The organism is Pseudomonas sp. 2,4-D (genome assembly GCF_030418155.1).
Taxonomy (GTDB): domain Bacteria; phylum Pseudomonadota; class Gammaproteobacteria; order Pseudomonadales; family Pseudomonadaceae; genus Aquipseudomonas; species Aquipseudomonas alloputida.
In genome coordinates this window covers 36,450-52,831 of record NZ_JAUHUI010000019.1, presented here as the reverse complement: position 1 = coordinate 52,831, position 16,382 = coordinate 36,450, and the positions used below count along the sequence as shown (strand labels likewise).

Below are 16,382 nucleotides of genomic sequence, written 5' to 3'. Positions count from 1 at the left end.
TTCAGCCTTCCCAGCCGGCTTGGTAGAGCTTGCCGTGAGCTTTGTTCAACGCAGCGCGCACCGCTGGCGAATGCTGGTAGATGTCGACGAACTTGGCCAGGCGTGGATCGTCCTTGCTTTGCGGGCGGATGACGAACTGGATTACGTACTCCTTGTTTTCCAGCCCGTCGAACAGCAACGCCGAGGTGGCATCGAAGGTATTGGCCAGGCGGATGTAGGCCGGGTAACCCTGCACCAGGTCTGCGTCGTCGTAGGCACGTACCAGTTGCACCGCCTCGACCTGAAGGATCTTGAGCTTTTTAGGGTTGGCGACGATGTCATCCTCGGTGGCCTTGTAGCCCACGCCGGGCTTCAGGGTGATCAACCCTGCCTTGGCCAGCAGCAGCAGGCCGCGGCCGCTGTTGATCGGGTCGTTGGCGATGGCCACGCTGGCGCCTTCAGGCAGCTCGGCAAAGCTTTTGTACTTTTTTGAGTACAGGCCAACGTTGTTGATGATGCCCGGAGCGTAAGGCACGAGGTTGAAGCCTGCAGCAGCCTTGGCGTTTTCCAGGAACGGGATGTGCTGGAAGTAGTTCGCGTCGATGTCGCCGCTGTTGAGGCTGACATTGGGCGCAATCCAGTCGCTGAACTCGATCAGCTTCACTTCCAGGCCTCGCTTGTGGGCTTCTTCCACCGCGGCTTCCAGCGGAATGGCAAAGGCCGAGGTGGTACCGATCTTCAACGGCTCGGCAGCAAGGGCACCGGCGCACAGGCCGAGGGTGATGGCAATGGCCGCGACGGGCCGGAACAGTTTCTCAAGCATGGTGCAGGGCTCCAGTCGGGGCAGGGGTAAAGCGGTAAGCCGAGCCAGGATGGTCGGCGGGTAAGTGCGGGCGGTCGGCCTGGAACAGTTTTTCGCGCAGGGTGCCTTCGGTGTAGGCAGTCTTGTAACGGCCACGCTGCTGAAGTTGCGGGATGACCAGCTCGATGAAGTCCTCGAAGCTCTCCGGGGTGACGGTGCGGGTCAGGTTGAAACCGTCCAAGCCGGTTTCATCGATCCACGCGATCAACTGTTCGGCCACCTGCTCAGGCGCGCCGACCAGGGTTACGTAGCGGCCGCCCAGGGCGTGCTGTTGCAACAGGCGCCGGCGGGTCCAGGCGTTGTCTTGCAACTGGCGCGTGGCTGACTGGATGGCGTTGCCCTGGCTGAAGGCAATGGGTTGGTCCAGTTCATAGGCGGCGAAGTCGATGCCAGTGGACGCGGCGAAGTGCGCGACCCCCGCTTCGGCGCTGGCGTGGCGCAGGTACTCGGCGTGTTTGGCCTGGGCCAGTTGCTCGGTGGCCGCAACGATCACCGTGATGCCCATGAACACCTTGACCGCCTGCGGGTCGCGGCCGGCGGCCTGGGTGGCCGCGCGAACCTTGTCGACCTGGGCACGGGTGGCTGCCTTGTCCTGGCCACTGATGAACACGCATTCGGCATGGTTGCCGGCGAAGGCCAGGCCACGCTGCGAGCTGCCGGCCTGGAACAGCACCGGGGTGCGCTGCGGTGAGGGCTCGCACAGGTGGTAGCCTTCGACCTTGTAGAACTCGCCCTGATGCTGAACCTTGCGCACCTTGTCGGGCGAGGCATAGACGCGATGCTCGCGGTCGGCGACCACTGCGTCATCGGCCCAGCTGCCTTCCAGCAGCTTGTACAACACCTGCAGGTATTCATCGGCCTGGTCGTAGCGGCGATCATGCTCGGGTTGCTGCGCCAGGCCCATGGCCCGGGCGGCGCTGTCGAGGTAGCCGGTGACGATGTTCCAGCCCACCCGGCCATTGCTCAGGTGGTCGAGTGTGGAAAGGCGCCGGGCGAACAGGTACGGCGCCTCGTAGGTGAGGTTGGCGGTAAGGCCGAAACCCAGGTGACGAGTGACCGCAGCCATGGCGGAGACCAGCAGCAGCGGGTCGTTGACCGGCAGCTGGATCGACTCCTTGAGGGTGACGTCCAGTGACTGGCCGTAGATGTCGTAGGTACCGACGATGTCGGCAATGAAAAGCCCGTCGAACAGGCCGCGCTCCAGCAGGCGTGCCAGGTTGGTCCAGTAGTCCAGGGTCTTGTACTGGGTCGAAGTGTCCCGTGGGTGGGTCCACAGGCCGTGGTTGATGTGCCCGATGCAGTTCATGTTGAAGGCATTGAGCAGAATCTGCTTGGCCATCAGATGGTCCCCCGGCGTGGCGGGTTGGCATCGTTGAGGTAGTAGTTGCCGACGGCGTGGTATTTCCAGCGCACCGGGTCGTGCAGGGTGTGCACGCGAGCGTTGCGCCAGTGGCGGTCGAGGTTGTGTTCGGCCAATGTTGCCTGGCTGCCGCCCAGTTCGAACAGGGTGGTACCGGCGGTGAGGGAAATTTCGGTGCTGATGGCGCGTGCTTCGGCCACGGCAATGGAGGCGGCGGCCACATTGTCGGCAGTGCTGTCGTCGCGGGCGCGGTCGAGGTATTCGCCTGCGCGCTCCAGCAGGGCTTCGGCCGCATGCAAGCGGACCGCCAGATGGCCGAAGCTTTTCAGCGTCAGCGGGTCATCCGTGGCCTTGTCCAGGCCGGAGTCGACCCACGGACGGCTGCGGGTGCGGACGAAGTGCAGGGCGTCTTCATAGGCGGCGCGGGCAATACCGGTGTCGATGGCGGCATGGAGGATCTGCGCCAGCGGGCCGACCGGGGTGGGGCGCTCGAAGGCGCTCTGGAACGGCACCACGTCGGCTGCGCTGACGTACACGTTATCGAACACCACCGAACCGCTGCCGGTGGTGCGCTGGCCGAAGCCGCTCCAGTCGTCGATCACCTGCAGCCCCTGGCTGTCGGCCGGGACGAAGGCCAACTGTTGTATGCCTTGTTCATCCACGACCGAGGTTGGAATGCGCTGGGCATAGATGGCGCCTGTGGAATAGAACTTGCGCCCGTTGATGCGGAATCCATCGCCGTCACGGCTCAGGCGGGTGGTGCGCTCGTGGGCGGTCTTGGTGCCCAGCTCGGCCAGGGCATTGCCGAAACGGCGGCCGGCCAGTACCTCGGCGTACAGGCGCTGTTGCTGTTCGGGGCTGCCGTTTACCCGCAGCACTTCCAGACCGTAGAAATGATTCTGCGGAATCTGCCCGAGCGAACCGTCGGCCTGCGCGATACGGGCGATGACCTTGGCCAGGGTGACGTTGGACACGCCGGCACCGCCGAAGGCTTTGGGCACACTGATGGCCCACAGGCCGGAGCGGGTGAACAGCTCGAGTTCGGCCAGCGGCAGGCGGCGCTCGCGGTCGCGCAGGGCGCTGTCGCGGCGCAGTTGCTGGGCGATGTCTTCGGCGACGGCCAGGGCTTGGGCGTCGCTGGTGATGATAGCGATTGTCATGGAGTTCTCCGGGGGGCCGCTTCGTGGCCCTTCGCGGGCTTGCCCGCTCCCACAGGTGAAGTGATGCCAGTTCAGGCGGTGGCAATCCTGTGGCAGCGGGCAAGCCCGCGAAGGGCTGCGCAGCAGCCCCAAAGGCAGCAAATCAGATCCAGGAATGCCGTGCAGGCAAGGTGCCGTTGAGGTGGTAAGCGCCCACCGCGTGGTACTTCCAGCGCACCGGGTCGTGCAGAGTGTGCACCCGGGCATTTCGCCAGTGGCGGTCGAGGTTGAACTCGGCAAGGGTGGCGCGGCTGCCGGCCAGCTCGAACAGCTTTTCGCTGGCCTGCAGGGCAATCTCGGTGGTCAGCACCTTGGCCTCCGCCACTGCGATCGAGGCCCGTGCTGCGGCGTCGGCATCGATCGGAGCGGCATTGACCTCGTCGAGCACCCGAGCAGCCTTGCGCAGCAGCGCTTCTGCCGCGTGGAGTTCAAGCTTCAGGCGGCCGATGTCAGCGATCACATAAGGGTCGTCGCTAGCCCGCTCGACATTGGCTTCGATCCAAGGGCGGGACTTTTCGCGCACGAACGTGATCGCATCATCGATTGCCGCTTCGGCGATGCCGGCGTCGATCGCCGCCTGGATCAGCTGCGAAGCTGCACCCTGAATGTTGGGGATATCGCGCTGGCGCCAGTTGTCGATCACCAGTTCCGCGTCAACCGGCACCTGGTCCAGCAGCACGGTACCGCTGGCGGTGGTGCGCTGGCCGAACCCGGACCAGTCATCGACAATGCGCAACCCCGGGCTTCCCCGGCGCACGAATGCCAGGCGCTGGCGGCCTTCGTCGTCGAGGGCTTTTACCGCCACCCAATGGGCGAACAAGGCACCGGTGGAGTAGAACTTCTCGCCACTTATGCGGTAGCTGTCGCCGGCGCGCGTAATTCGGGCCTTGAGGGTGAGGGTATCCCTGGTGCCACGTTCAGGCCCGGCATTGCCGATGCGCCAGCCGTCGAGCACGCTTCGGAAGATCAGCGCTTGCTGCGCCTCGCTGGCCGTCAGGCGCAGCAGTTGCAGCATGCCGAACTGGTTCTGCGGGATCTGCCCCAGGGCGGGGTCGGCGGCGCTGATCAGGCGGAACACTTCGGCGACGGTTGCGAACGATACGTCGGGACCACCGTAGGCCTTGGGTACGCTGATGCTGCCCAGACCGCTTCGGGTAAACAGTTCGATTTCGGCCCAGGGCAGTTTGCGTTGCTGGTCGCGCCGTGCAGCTTGCTCACGGGCGACCTTGGCCAGCTCGCGGGCCGCTTGCAGGGCTTCGGCGTCGTTGCGCAGTACCTTGGCCGGCAGCAGCGGGGGCGAGCTGTCCAAATCGCTATGGAATTGGGTGTTGGCTTGGCTGGGCATCAGTGCCGCTCCTTGGCTGCACTCAATGCCCTGGCGTTCCGCACTGGGGTGATTGTGATCCTGACCATTCCTGACCTCACAAAATAGTTATGTCGCTACAGCTGATCGCGACAGACGTGTGCTGGTCCGGTGGTCCGGTATATATACCCTAATGATTTATAAAAATTTTATGAACTAACTTTTTGGAATAATTATAGAAGGGGCGATTTGTTACGGGCGTGCCGGCCTCTTCGCGGGTTAACCCGCTCCTACACATGCCTCAAGATCTGTGCACTGTAGGAGCGGGTTTACCCGCGAATGGGCCGGAACAGGTTTACTCGGAGGCCGCAGTCCCGAGGAACTTGCGCAAGAACTGCCGCGTACGCTCTTCCTTCGGCGCTGCAAACAGGGCCTTGGCCTCGCCCTGCTCCACGATCACGCCCTTGTCGAAGAAGATCACCCGGTTCGCCACGTCCCGGGCAAAGCTCATCTCGTGGGTGACGATGATCATGGTGCGCTTTTCCTCGGCCAGGCCGCGGATGGTCGCCAGTACTTCACCGACCAGCTCTGGGTCCAGCGCCGAGGTCGGTTCGTCGAACAGGATTACCTCTGGTTCCATGGCCAGGGCACGGGCGATGGCCACGCGTTGTTGCTGGCCGCCGGACAGGCGCCGTGGGTAGGCGTCTTCCTTGCCCGCCAGGCCGACTTTGGCCAGCAGGCGCCGGCCAAGCTCGATGGCCTGCTCGCGAGGCGTTTTCTTGACGATCACCGGCCCCTCGATCACGTTCTCCAGGGCGGTGCGGTGGGGGAACAGGTTGAAGTTCTGGAACACGAACCCGGCTTGCTGGCGCAAACGGCGAATCGCACCCTGCTGCCCGCCCAAAGGGCGGTTGGCATCGATGCTGATGGCGCCGATCTGGATCTGCCCGGCATCGGGAGTTTCCAGCAGGTTAAGGCAGCGCAGGAAGGTGGTTTTGCCCGAGCCACTGGGGCCGATGATGGCCACCACTTCACCGGGCTGCACGGTCAGGTCGATACCGTTGAGCACGGTCTGGCCCTTGAACCGCTTGGTCAGGCCTTTGACTTCAATCATGCTCAATGCTCCTGGTCATGCTGGTTGACCCGCGCTTCCATGCGGTTCTGGAAGTGCGCAAGGATGCTGCACAGCACCCAGTAGATGACCGCGACCGCCACGTACATGGTGAACACTTCGAACGTGCGCGCGGTAATCAGCTGGGCTTGGCGGAACAGCTCGGGCACCTGGATGGTCGCCGCCAGGGCGGTGTCCTTTACCAGCGAGATGAAGCTGTTGCCCAGCGGTGGCAACGCGGTGCGCAAGGCCTGTGGCAGGATCGCCCGGCGCATGGCTTGCACGCGGGTCATGCCGATGCTGGCGGCTGCTTCCCACTGGCCCCGGTCGATCGAGGAAATGGCTGCGCGCAGAATCTCGCAGATATAGGCCGCCATGTTCAGCGACAGGCCGATCAGCGAAGCGGGGATCGGGTCCAGCTCGATGCCGATTTGCGGCATGCCGAAATAGATGACGAACAGCTGCACCAGCAGCGGCGTGCCGCGGAAGAACGACACGTAGACCCGCGCCAGCCAGTTCAGCGGCAGAATCTTCGACAGCCGCATCAGCGCCAGGGCAAAGCCCAGCACCAGACCGAAGAACATGCCGCCGACACTGAGCAGCACCGTATAACCCGCGCCCTTCAGCAGGAAGGGCGCAGAGTCGACAACGAGTTGCAGGCTTTCAGCGATCATTTGGTGACATCGGCACCGAAGTACTTCTCGGACAGCTTGGCCAGCGTGCCGTCAGCTTTTAGCTTGTCGATGGCCTTGTTGATGGCTGCCAACAGTTCCGGCTCACCTTTGCGCATGGCCACGCCGCTTTCCAGGCGCGAGAAGGCATCGCCGGCAAGTTGGGTGTCCTTGGCTTTTTGCGCGTATTCCAGCGCCGCCAGGCGGTCGATCAGGATGGCGTCGATACGGCCGTTGCGCAGGTCAGCAAACTTGCTTGGGTCGTCTTCATAGGTGCGCACATCGGCTTGCGGCACGTCCTTCTTCACCCACTGTTCGTAGTTGGTGCCAAGGCCTACGCCGACCTTTTTGCCGGCCAGGTCCTGTGCGCCCTTGATGTTCAACTGCTCGGCTTTCTTCTTCAGGATCAGTGCCTGGATGCCGGAGACAGTGTAGGGCTCGGAGAAGTCGTACTTTTTCTTGCGCTCCTCGGAAATGGTCACCTGATTGACCACTACATCCAGGCGTTTGGATTCCAGCGCGGCGAGGATGCCGTCCCACTTGGTCGGCTGGATCTTGGCCTTGACCCCCAGCTCCTTGGCCAGCAGCTCGGACAGCTCCACTTCGAAGCCGGTCAGTTTGCCGTTTTCGTCCTGGAAGCTGAATGGCGGGTAGGTGCCCTCGAGGCCGACGTTGATGACGCCTTTTTCCTGGATGGTCTTCAATTGCTCGCCGGCGAAAGCCTGGCTGAGCAGGCCGGCACCCAGCAGGAGGGCCAGGCTGGCGTTGAGTAGCGGTTTGGCGAATTTCGACATGGCAGAGCCCCGCGCTTGTTGTCTAGGTAGTGAGGTGGCGACTATAGGGTTGGCTGATTAGGCCGGGAAATACTAAAAAATCACTTTAATATTCCCTTTTTTGATTTTTGCCAGGTGCCGGCTGCTTTGAGGGTAGGCGACGATACCCACTCCGTCATCGCGGCTTATGCCTGACTTAGCGCAGGATGGAATAAAGCGTTGTTTTTTCCAAGCCTCGGATTTGCCGTAAAGTGGATTGCATGCAGGCAGGTTCGGCCCTTTCGCGGGCCTGGCAACAAAATCAGATGGCCTATACGGCAGGAGAAAACCGTGAGCGAACAACCTTCATCCGCGCATTGGCAGTTGCAGAGCATTGTCACTGGCCTGCGCGGGGCCCGTGAGCAATGGCGCACCCGTAATGGCCGCAGTATTGGCGAGCAGGGCGGGCGCGAGCTGCCGTCGCGCGAAGCGATGCGACAGATTCTGGAGCAACTGTGCGGGGCGCTGTTCCCCATGCGCCTGGGGCCAGTCGACCTGCGCGAAGAAAGTGAAGACTTCTACGTCGGCCATACCCTGGATGCCGCGCTGACCGCCTTGCTGGCCCAGGCTCGTCTTGAACTTCGCTACGCGGCACGGCAAAGCAAGGCTGAGCTGGCTGGCGTCGACGCCCGTGCGCTGAGCCTGATCCAGGGCTTTGCAGCTGCGCTACCGGAACTGCGCGTTCTGCTCGACACTGATGTGCTGGCCGCCTACCACGGCGACCCGGCAGCGCGCAGCGTCGATGAAGTGCTGCTGTGCTACCCGGGCATCCTGGCGATCATCCACCACCGGCTGGCGCATCACCTGTACAAGGCAGGGCTGCCGCTGCTGGCGCGGATCAGTTCGGAGCTGGCGCATTCGGCCACCGGTATCGACATTCACCCGGGGGCGCAGATCGGCCCGAGCTTCTTCATCGATCATGGTACGGGTGTGGTCATTGGTGAAACCGCGATCATCGGCGAGCGCGTGCGCATCTACCAGGCGGTGACCCTGGGCGCCAAGCGTTTCCCCAGCGATGAGTCGGGTACGCTGCATAAAGGCCTGCCACGGCACCCGATCGTCGAGGACGATGTGGTGATTTATGCCGGGGCCACGGTGCTTGGGCGTATTACCATCGGTAAGGGTTCGACCATTGGCGGTAATGTGTGGCTGACTCGCAGTGTGCCGGCTGAAAGCAATATTACTCAGGCCAACCTGCAGCTGGATTGCCAGGACAAGAACTGATCCAGCAGTGCAATTGCCTGTGCCGGCCTCTTCGCGGGCAAGCCCGCGCCTACGACGGACGTACCAGATGTAGGTGCGGGTTTACCCGCGAAGAGGCCGGAACAGGACGACACCAATTGGCGCCCCAATTCGCATTGAAATCCGATCCATGTTTAACTTGAACGCTTGTTCAATGAAAAACGCTGGTCCGCTGCCGGTGTTCAACAGGAGGATTCCTTTGCTGAACCCGTTCATTCCGAACCTCACGTCATTCGACGAGGTGCACGCCCTATGAGTGCACCGAACCCTTCCGCTGCCAACGGCAAAATCCGCATGAACCCCCCGGTGTTCTACTTTGCGGCGAGTTTCATCCTCATCTTTGGCCTGGTAGTCATCTCCAACCCGCAAGCCGCAGGTGACTGGTTGCTGGCGGCGCAGAACTGGGCGGCCAACACGGTCGGCTGGTACTACATGCTGGCGATGACGCTGTACCTGGTCTTCGTGGTGGTCACCGCCTTGTCTGGCTACGGCAAGATCAAACTCGGTGCCGACCACGACGAACCCGAGTTCAGCTACCTGTCGTGGGCCGGCATGCTGTTCGCCGCCGGCATCAGCATCACGCTGTTCTTCTTCTGTGTCTCCGAACCGCTGACCCACATGCTGCAACCGCCGCAAGGCGAAGCCGGCACGGTCGAGGCCGGGCGCCAGGCGATGCAGATCCTGTTCCTGCACTGGGGCCTGCATGGCTGGGGGGTGTTCGCCTTCGTCGGCATGGCATTGGCCTATTTCGCCTACCGGCACAACCTGCCGCTGGCCCTGCGTTCGGCGCTGTACCCGCTGATTGGCAAGCGCATCAACGGCCCGATCGGCTATGCGGTGGATGGCTTCGGCATCATCGCCACGGTGTTCGGGCTGGGCGCCGACATGGGCTTTGGGGTGCTGCATCTGAACGCCGGCCTGGACTACCTGTTCGGTATCAGCCACAGCCAGTGGGTGCAAGTGATCCTCATCACCCTGATGATGGGCGCGGCTGTGGCCGTAGCCGTGGCCGGGGTGGAGAAGGGGGTGCGGGTGATGAGCGATATCAACCTGTTCCTGGCCTGTGCGCTGCTGCTGTTCGTGCTGTTCGCCGGGCCTACCCAGCACCTGTTCAACACACTGATCCAGAACCTGGGCGACTACCTGGGTGCGTTGCCGCGCAAGAGCTTCGACGTGTATGCCTATGGTGAAAACCGTGGCTGGCTGGGCGGCTGGACCGTGTTCTACTGGGCCTGGTGGATTGCCTGGGCGCCGTTCGTGGGCCTGTTCATCGCCCGCATCTCCCGTGGCCGTACCATCCGCGAGTTCGTCTTTGGCGTGCTGCTGATTCCGCTGGGCTTTACCCTGGCGTGGATGTCGATATTCGGCAACAGCGCCCTGGACCAGGTGATCAACCACGGCATGACCGCACTCGGCCAGTCGGCGCTGGACAACCCGTCGATGAGCCTGTACCTGCTGCTGGAAACCTACCCCTGGAGCAAGGCAGTGATCGCCACCACGGTGTTCATCAGCTTCGTGTTCTTCGTCACCTCGGCCGACTCGGGCACCGTGGTGCTGTCGACCTTGTCGGCCAAGGGCGGTGACGCTGATGAAGATGGGCCGAACTGGCTGCGTATCTTTTGGGGGGCGATGACTGCGCTGATCACCAGTGCGCTGTTGTTCGCTGGCAGCATCGATTCGTTGAAATCGGCAGTGGTGCTGACGTCGCTGCCGTTCTCGCTCATTCTGCTGTGCATGATGTGGGGGCTGCACAAGGCGTTCTACCTGGAGTCGCAGCGGCAGATCGCGCAGATGCACTCGCTGGCCCCGTTCGCCCAGTCACGTCGCGGCCGTGGCGGCTGGCGCCAGCGCCTGAGCCAGGCAGTGCACTTCCCGTCGCGTGATGAGGTGTACCGCTTCATGGATGATGTGGTGCGCCCGGCGATTGCCGATGTGCGTGAAGTGTTCGAGCAGAAAGGCCTGGTACTGATTACCCAGGACGACCCTAGCCATGACAACGTCAGCCTGAAGATCGGCCATGGCGAGGAACAGCCGTTCATTTACCAGGTGCAGATGCGTGGCTATTTCACGCCATCGTTCGCCTTGGGGGGGCTGGGTACGCAGGAGTTGAAGAACCGCCGCTATTACCGGGCGGAGGTGCACCTGAGCGAAGGCAGCCAGAACTACGACCTGGTGGGCTACAGCAAGGAGCAGATCATCAACGACATCCTCGACCAGTACGAGCGGCACATGCAGTACCTGCACCTGGTTCGCTGACCAAGGTCTCCTGTCATGGCCTCTTCGCGGGCTTGCCCGCTCCCACAGGCACGGCACCGGTTTCGAAACCTGTGTTGTACCTATGGGAGCGGGCAAGCCCGCGAAGAGGCCAGACAGGCAACCGCTAGAAAGGTGCATCCCCAAGGATGGTCGCCCGGTGCATCACCCGCCGGTTCGGCCGGTAGTCATCCACCGCAAAATGCTGGGTCACGCGGTTGTCCCAGAACGCCACGTCATGCTCCTGCCAACGCCAGCGAATGCTGAACTCCGGTCGCGTCGCATGGGCGAACAGCAGCCTCAGCAGCGCGTCGCTTTCCAGTTCGCTCAGTTCATTGATGCGTGTAGTGAACCCTTCATTGACGAACAACGCCTTGCGCCCGCTCACCGGATGTGTGCGCACCACCGGGTGCGACAGTGGCGGGTTGTTGCGCCGGGTGGCCTCCCAGCGCGCCAGGTCTTGCGGCGTGGTGCCAAAGCGCTCCAGCGGGAACGACTTGGTGAAGTCGTGGGTAGCGGTCAGCCCGTCCAGCATTTCACGCAGCGGTGCCGACAAGGCCTCGAAGGCCGCAATGCCGCTGGCCCAAAGGGTATCGCCACCGTAAGCAGGCAATTGCTTGGCGCTGAGTACCGCGCCCAGTGCCGGGGTCGGCAAAAAGGTCACGTCGGTGTGCCACACGGCGTTGTCGCGCACATCGGTAACCGCCGTGTCGAGCACCAGCACCTGTGGGGTGTCCGGCACGTTGGGGTAAATCGGGTGGATGTGCAGGTCGCCGAAGCGTGCGGCAAAGCGCGCCTGCTGTTCGGGGTTGATCGGCTGGTCACGGAGGAACAGCACCTGGTGCTGGAGCAGTGCCTGTTCGATGGCATCGCGCTCTTCTGCACTGATATCGCGGCTGAGGTCCACGCCGCTGATCTGGGCGCCAAGCGCTGGGCTTAGGGGGGTAATGGTCAGGCTCATGTCGGTCTCTTCAATCGGGCGCCAGTGTGCTGGCGTGGACAATGGAGTTCAGTGAATCTGCCCATGCCAGGGCACCAGCTTGCGTTGCAGGGCACGCAGGCTCATTTCCAGAGCGAAGGCGATCAGGGCGATCAGCAGGATGCCCAGCACCACTACGTCGGTGACCAGAAACTGCGCCGCCGACTGCACCATGAAGCCCAGGCCGCTGGTGGCGGCGATCAGCTCGGCGGCCACCAGGGTCGACCAGCCGACCCCCAGGCCAATGCGGATGCCGGTAAGGATGTCTGGCAATGCGCTGGGCAAAATGACGTGGCGGATCAGTTGGGCCTTGGTTGCGCCCAGCGACTGCGCCGCCCGCAGCTTGGCCGGGTCTACCGTGCGCACACCGGTGGCTGTGGCAATGGCGATGGGGGCGAAGATTGCCAGGTAGATCAGCAGCACTTTCGACAGCTCGCCGATACCGCACCAGATGACGATCAGCGGCAGGTAGGCCAGCGGCGGGATGGGCCGGTAGAACTCGATCAGCGGGTCGAGAATGCCGCGGGCCACGCGGTTGTAGCCGATGGCGATGCCGACTGGTATTGCGGTCAGGGTCGCAGCCACCAGCGCCAGGCCGATGCGGCCCAGGCTTGCGCCCAGGTGCTGCCACAGGCTGGCATCCATGTAGCCTTGGGTGAGCAAGGTCCATGCCTTGGACAGGATGTCGCCAGGCGAGGGCAGGAACAGGGGCTCTACCCAACCGGCAGCTGTCACCAGCCACCAGACCAGTAGCAGGCTGGCCAGGGTCAGGGTGCTGATCCAGCGGGTGGACAGTGGGCGGCGTAGCGTGGCGGCTGGCCGGGTTTGGGCGTCGTGTTTGCCGGCGACCGGCAGGTCCAGGCTGCTCATGCGCGCTCCTGCAGGCTTTGGCGTTGGGAAAACACCCGCGCCAGCACATGCTCGCGGGTTTCGATGAAGGCTGGATCGGACTTGATGGCCCTGGCCGATTCGCCAGCGGCATAGCGCTGGCCGAAGTTCAGCTGCAGGCGTTCCACTACGCGTCCCGGGTTGGGTGCCAGCAGTACCAGTTCGCTGGCGAGGAACACCGCTTCTTCGATGTCGTGGGTAATCAGGAACACCGGCTTGGCGGTGCGTTGCCAGACTTGCAATAGCAGCTCTTGCATCTGCTCACGTGTGAAGGCATCGAGGGCACCGAACGGTTCATCCATCAGCAATAACCGAGGGTCAGCCGCCAGCGCCCGGGCCAGGCCCACGCGCTGCTTCTGGCCACCGGACAATTGCCAGATGCGCCGTTCGCCGAAGCCATTGAGGTCGACCAGGGTGAGCATTTCGCGGGCCTTGGCCTCACGCTGGGCGCGGGGTACGCCGGCCAGTTCGAGGCCGAAGGCGACATTGCCCAGCACGTTCTGCCATGGCAGCAGGGCATCATCCTGGAACACCACGCCGCGTTCTGCACCGGGGCCTTGCACCGGCACACCATCGAGGGTGATGTGACCGCCACTGGGGGCGACGAAGCCGGCGATCAGGTTGAGCAGTGAGGTCTTGCCGCTGCCGGAAGGCCCCAGGGCCACCAGCAGTTGGCGTGGCCCTAGGCTCAGGTTGATGTCGGCCAGCACCGGGGTGCTGGCGCCTGGGTACTGTGCGCTGATGCGCTCCAGCTCGAGCAAGGCCATGACGGGCTCCGGATCAGTTTGGAAGGAACTTGGCGCTGACGTACGGCGAGTAGTCCGGCAGCACTGCTTCGACTTTGCCTTGCTGCTTGAGGAAGTTGGCGGTGTCCGTCAGCGCTTGGGTGGTCGGCGCGCCCAGGGCGTTGGCCTGGTCAGCGGCCAGCGGGTAGACGTTGCCCTCCAGCAGCACCGGGATGTCGCTGGCCTTGGCACCGGACAGCTTCACCAGCTTGTCTACGTTGCCCTTGTCGGCCAGCCAGGCTTTCGGGTCCTTGCGGTAGTCGGCGTAGGCATCGAGGGTGACTTTGGCAAAGGCCTTGACCACATCAGGGTGTTTCTCGGCGAAGTCCTTGCGCACGATCCAGGCATCGAAGGTAGGCGCGCCTTTCTGCGCCAGTTCGCCGGAGGTGATCAGGACCTTGCCGTTTTCCTTGGCTACGCCTAGGGCCGGGTCCCACACGTAGGTCGCATCGATGTCGCCGCGCTTCCAGGCGGCAATGATGGCCGGCGGCGCCAGGTTGAGAATCTGCACCTTGGAAGGGTCGATATTCCAGCTTTTCAGTGCGGCAAGCAGGCTGTAATGGCCGGTGGACACGAACGGGACGGCGACCTTCTTGCCGATCAGGTCTTGCGGCGACTTGATGCTGTCACGGGCCACCAACGCTTCACCCGCACCAATCTGGGTGGCGATGAGGAAGGTCTCAACCGGCAGCTTGCGGGTGGCCGCAGCGGCCAGCGGGCTGGAACCCAGGTAGCCGATTTGCACGTCGCCGCTGGCCACCGCAGTGATCACGTCTGCGCCGTTATCGAACTTGCGCCAGTCGATGCTGGCCTTGCTGGCTTTTTCGTAGTCGCCATCGACCTGCGCCACTTTGGCCGGGTCGACAGTGGTCTGGTAGGCCACTGTCAGGTCGGCTGCCTGGGCCAACCAGCTGGTGCTGGCGAGGGTCAGGGCGGCGAACAGGCGCAGCGGAGCGTGCGGGATCATGGTTGAACCTCTCGTCAGGCAAGTCGGGTTGGATGACGAGAAGGCTAAATGATCTAAGAAAATTAAAATAAATAACTTTTTTGCATTAGCTTAGGAGCCAAACGCTTTAAAGCCATGAGCCGTGGCTAAGCCAGAGGACCCTGCAAGACCCTATAGAACGATTCGGCATTAGGTTATGAGCAAACGTTTGCAAATAACCAAAAATTATTAAAAAATCATCTACTACAACGGATGGCAGTAAAGGTTCCTAATATATTCCTTAAAAGTCTTACAAATTCATAAAACAGTCATTTTGGATTTATAGGATTGTCATTATCCTGTAGCGCAGGTGGCGTCTTAGACCAAAGTCGCGAAATGTTTAGAAACGATTGACTTCACGGTCACGCTTTGGGACTAAATCGCCCATCCCGGTGAGCGGGGCATCAGACCCCTCCGCCAGAGATACACAAAAATTAGAACGTAGAGGAGCAAAACATGTACAAGTCCAGCCTGGCTCTGGCCGTGGCACTGGGGGTTCTCGCCCAACAAGCAGGCGCTGCCGGTTTCGTTGAGGACAGCAAGCTGTCGCTCAGCTCGCGCACCATGTACTTCAACAACGACAACCGTGAAGATCACGCAAAACCGGGTGCGGAGCGCCCGGACCAGCGTGAGTCGGGCCAGGGCTTCAAGCTCGACTACATCTCGGGCTTTACCCAAGGCACCGTAGGCTTTGGTGTTGATGCCCAAGCGCTGTGGGGTATTCACCTGGATGGCGGCGAGGGTTACCACAAGTCCGGCTTCTTCCCGGATGACGGCAAAGGTTCTGCAGCCCAGTGGGCTCGTTTCGGTGCCAATGCCAAGGCGCGCTTCTCCAAGACCGAAGCGCATTTTGGTAGCGCGCTCGCACCGAACCTGCCGATCCTGGTTTCCAACGATGGTCGTCTGCTGCCACAAACCTTCGAAGGTGGCACCATCCAGTCGAAGGAAATCGACAACCTGACCATTAACGCGGGTCAGCTGACCCACGCCATGGGCCGTGCTTCGAGCAACCGTACCGGTCTGTCTGTCGCCGGCTCCAATGCCGAAAGCAACAAGTTTCGCTACGGTGGCCTGGACTACAAGCTCACTCCAGACCTGACCCTGCAGTACTACTACTCGAACCTGGAAGACTTCTACAAGCAGCACTTCCTGGGCGCGACCCACGTGTTCAAGATCGCTGACGACCAGTCGTTCAAGACCGACCTGCGCTACTTCGACAGCAGCAGCGACGGCAAGAATGGCAACGACAGCGCTTACAACTTCAACAACAACGGTGGCTACGCCAAAAACACCGGCGAGATCGACAACAAGACCTGGTCCGCCATGTTCACCTATACCTTGGGTGGCCACGCGCTGATGCTCGGTCACCAGCAAGTGGGTGACGACGGTGGCTTCGTATGGTTGAACCAGGGCAGCCTGAGCAACGACAGCGGCACCTCGGAAGGTGCCGGCGGCTCCAGCTTCTACCTGTTCACCGACAGCATGATCAACCAGTTCGCCCGTGCTGGTGAAAACACCACCTTCGGTCAGTACTCCTATGACTTCGCGGCGCTGGGTGTGCCAGGCCTGAAGGCATCGGTTGCTTACCTGCGTGGTGACGATATCCGCAACAAGTCGGGCAGCGGCACCTACAATGAATGGGAACGCGATGCGCGCATCGACTACACCCTCCAGGAAGGTGCCCTAAAAGGCTTGGGCTTCAGTCTGCGCCAAGGCGTGTACCGTGGTGCCGGCGAGAGCAGTTCCGACCAGGATCAGGCTCGCTTCATCGTGAACTACACTTACAGCTTCCTGTAAGTCGTAGCCACAAAGAAAGCCTCGCCTAGTGCGAGGCTTTTTTGTGCCTGCCAATTCGTATGCATTATGGTTATAAATAAATCGTTATTTATTCTTTTTGTTTTTAACTGAATGCAGGCACATTGAACCCATACGCTACAGAACCCAGCCCAGGAG

At 62.0% G+C, this 16,382-nt stretch carries 14 protein-coding genes; 3 read left to right on the top strand and 11 right to left on the bottom strand.

Annotation, left to right across the window (positions count from 1 at the left end):
- Position 1: 1 nt before the first annotated feature.
- The 7 genes from QYE47_RS15310 to tcyJ form a co-directional block, all read right to left on the bottom strand.
- On the bottom strand, positions 2-802 hold the full coding sequence (locus QYE47_RS15310) for a MetQ/NlpA family ABC transporter substrate-binding protein (RefSeq protein WP_014589320.1): 801 nt from the start codon (positions 800-802) through the stop codon (positions 2-4).
- The gene (locus QYE47_RS15305) at positions 795-2,180 is read right to left on the bottom strand and encodes an LLM class flavin-dependent oxidoreductase (protein WP_014589321.1); all 1,386 of its coding nucleotides are present in this window, start codon (positions 2,178-2,180) and stop codon (positions 795-797) included. Before QYE47_RS15305 ends, QYE47_RS15310 begins: the two co-directional genes overlap by 8 nt.
- Positions 2,180-3,361 carry an SfnB family sulfur acquisition oxidoreductase gene (locus QYE47_RS15300; protein ID WP_070383352.1) on the bottom strand — a complete coding sequence of 394 codons (1,182 nt, stop codon included), beginning with the start codon at positions 3,359-3,361 and terminating at the stop codon, positions 2,180-2,182. The genes QYE47_RS15305 and QYE47_RS15300 overlap by 1 nt, the downstream gene beginning before the upstream one ends.
- A gap of 142 nt (positions 3,362-3,503) precedes the next feature.
- Positions 3,504-4,745, bottom strand: a complete 1,242-nt coding sequence (locus QYE47_RS15295; RefSeq protein WP_014589323.1) for an SfnB family sulfur acquisition oxidoreductase — start codon at positions 4,743-4,745, stop codon at positions 3,504-3,506.
- Between the two features lie 313 nt (positions 4,746-5,058).
- Positions 5,059-5,817 (bottom strand): L-cystine ABC transporter ATP-binding protein TcyN, encoded by a 759-nt coding sequence (gene tcyN / locus QYE47_RS15290; RefSeq protein WP_003255850.1) that lies wholly within the window; start codon positions 5,815-5,817, stop codon positions 5,059-5,061.
- A 2-nt stretch (positions 5,818-5,819) separates the two neighbouring features.
- Positions 5,820-6,488, bottom strand: a complete 669-nt coding sequence (gene tcyL, locus QYE47_RS15285) for a cystine ABC transporter permease (RefSeq protein WP_003255849.1) — start codon at positions 6,486-6,488, stop codon at positions 5,820-5,822.
- Positions 6,485-7,279, bottom strand: a complete 795-nt coding sequence (tcyJ, locus tag QYE47_RS15280; RefSeq protein WP_014589324.1) for a cystine ABC transporter substrate-binding protein — start codon at positions 7,277-7,279, stop codon at positions 6,485-6,487. The genes tcyL and tcyJ overlap by 4 nt, the downstream gene beginning before the upstream one ends.
- A gap of 309 nt (positions 7,280-7,588) precedes the next feature.
- Between tcyJ and epsC the strand changes: the two genes are divergently transcribed.
- Both epsC and betT read left to right on the top strand, forming a co-directional pair.
- Positions 7,589-8,521 (top strand): serine O-acetyltransferase EpsC, encoded by a 933-nt coding sequence (gene epsC, locus QYE47_RS15275; protein ID WP_003255846.1) that lies wholly within the window; start codon positions 7,589-7,591, stop codon positions 8,519-8,521.
- Positions 8,522-8,791: 270 nt separating this feature from the next.
- Entirely contained in the window at positions 8,792-10,795 is a 2,004-nt protein-coding gene (betT, locus tag QYE47_RS15270; protein WP_003255844.1) for a choline transporter BetT, read from the top strand.
- A gap of 124 nt (positions 10,796-10,919) precedes the next feature.
- On the opposite strand, the gene tauD is transcribed toward betT, so the two are convergent.
- From tauD to tauA, 4 genes are read right to left on the bottom strand one after another with little or no spacing between them, the layout of a single operon-like run.
- Complete coding sequence (gene tauD, locus QYE47_RS15265; RefSeq protein WP_014589327.1) at positions 10,920-11,753, bottom strand: taurine dioxygenase; 834 nt, start codon at positions 11,751-11,753, stop codon at positions 10,920-10,922.
- Between the two features lie 48 nt (positions 11,754-11,801).
- The gene (gene tauC, locus QYE47_RS15260) at positions 11,802-12,641 is read right to left on the bottom strand and encodes a taurine ABC transporter permease TauC (RefSeq protein WP_014589328.1); all 840 of its coding nucleotides are present in this window, start codon (positions 12,639-12,641) and stop codon (positions 11,802-11,804) included.
- The gene (gene tauB / locus QYE47_RS15255) at positions 12,638-13,426 is read right to left on the bottom strand and encodes a taurine ABC transporter ATP-binding subunit (RefSeq protein ID WP_014589329.1); all 789 of its coding nucleotides are present in this window, start codon (positions 13,424-13,426) and stop codon (positions 12,638-12,640) included. The genes tauC and tauB overlap by 4 nt, the downstream gene beginning before the upstream one ends.
- Before the next feature lie 13 nt (positions 13,427-13,439).
- Positions 13,440-14,411 carry a taurine ABC transporter substrate-binding protein gene (gene tauA / locus QYE47_RS15250; RefSeq protein ID WP_003255840.1) on the bottom strand — a complete coding sequence of 324 codons (972 nt, stop codon included), beginning with the start codon at positions 14,409-14,411 and terminating at the stop codon, positions 13,440-13,442.
- A gap of 474 nt (positions 14,412-14,885) precedes the next feature.
- Between tauA and QYE47_RS15245 the strand changes: the two genes are divergently transcribed.
- Positions 14,886-16,226 (top strand): OprD family porin, encoded by a 1,341-nt coding sequence (locus tag QYE47_RS15245; RefSeq protein ID WP_014589330.1) that lies wholly within the window; start codon positions 14,886-14,888, stop codon positions 16,224-16,226.
- The last annotated feature ends 156 nt before the right edge of the window (positions 16,227-16,382 follow it).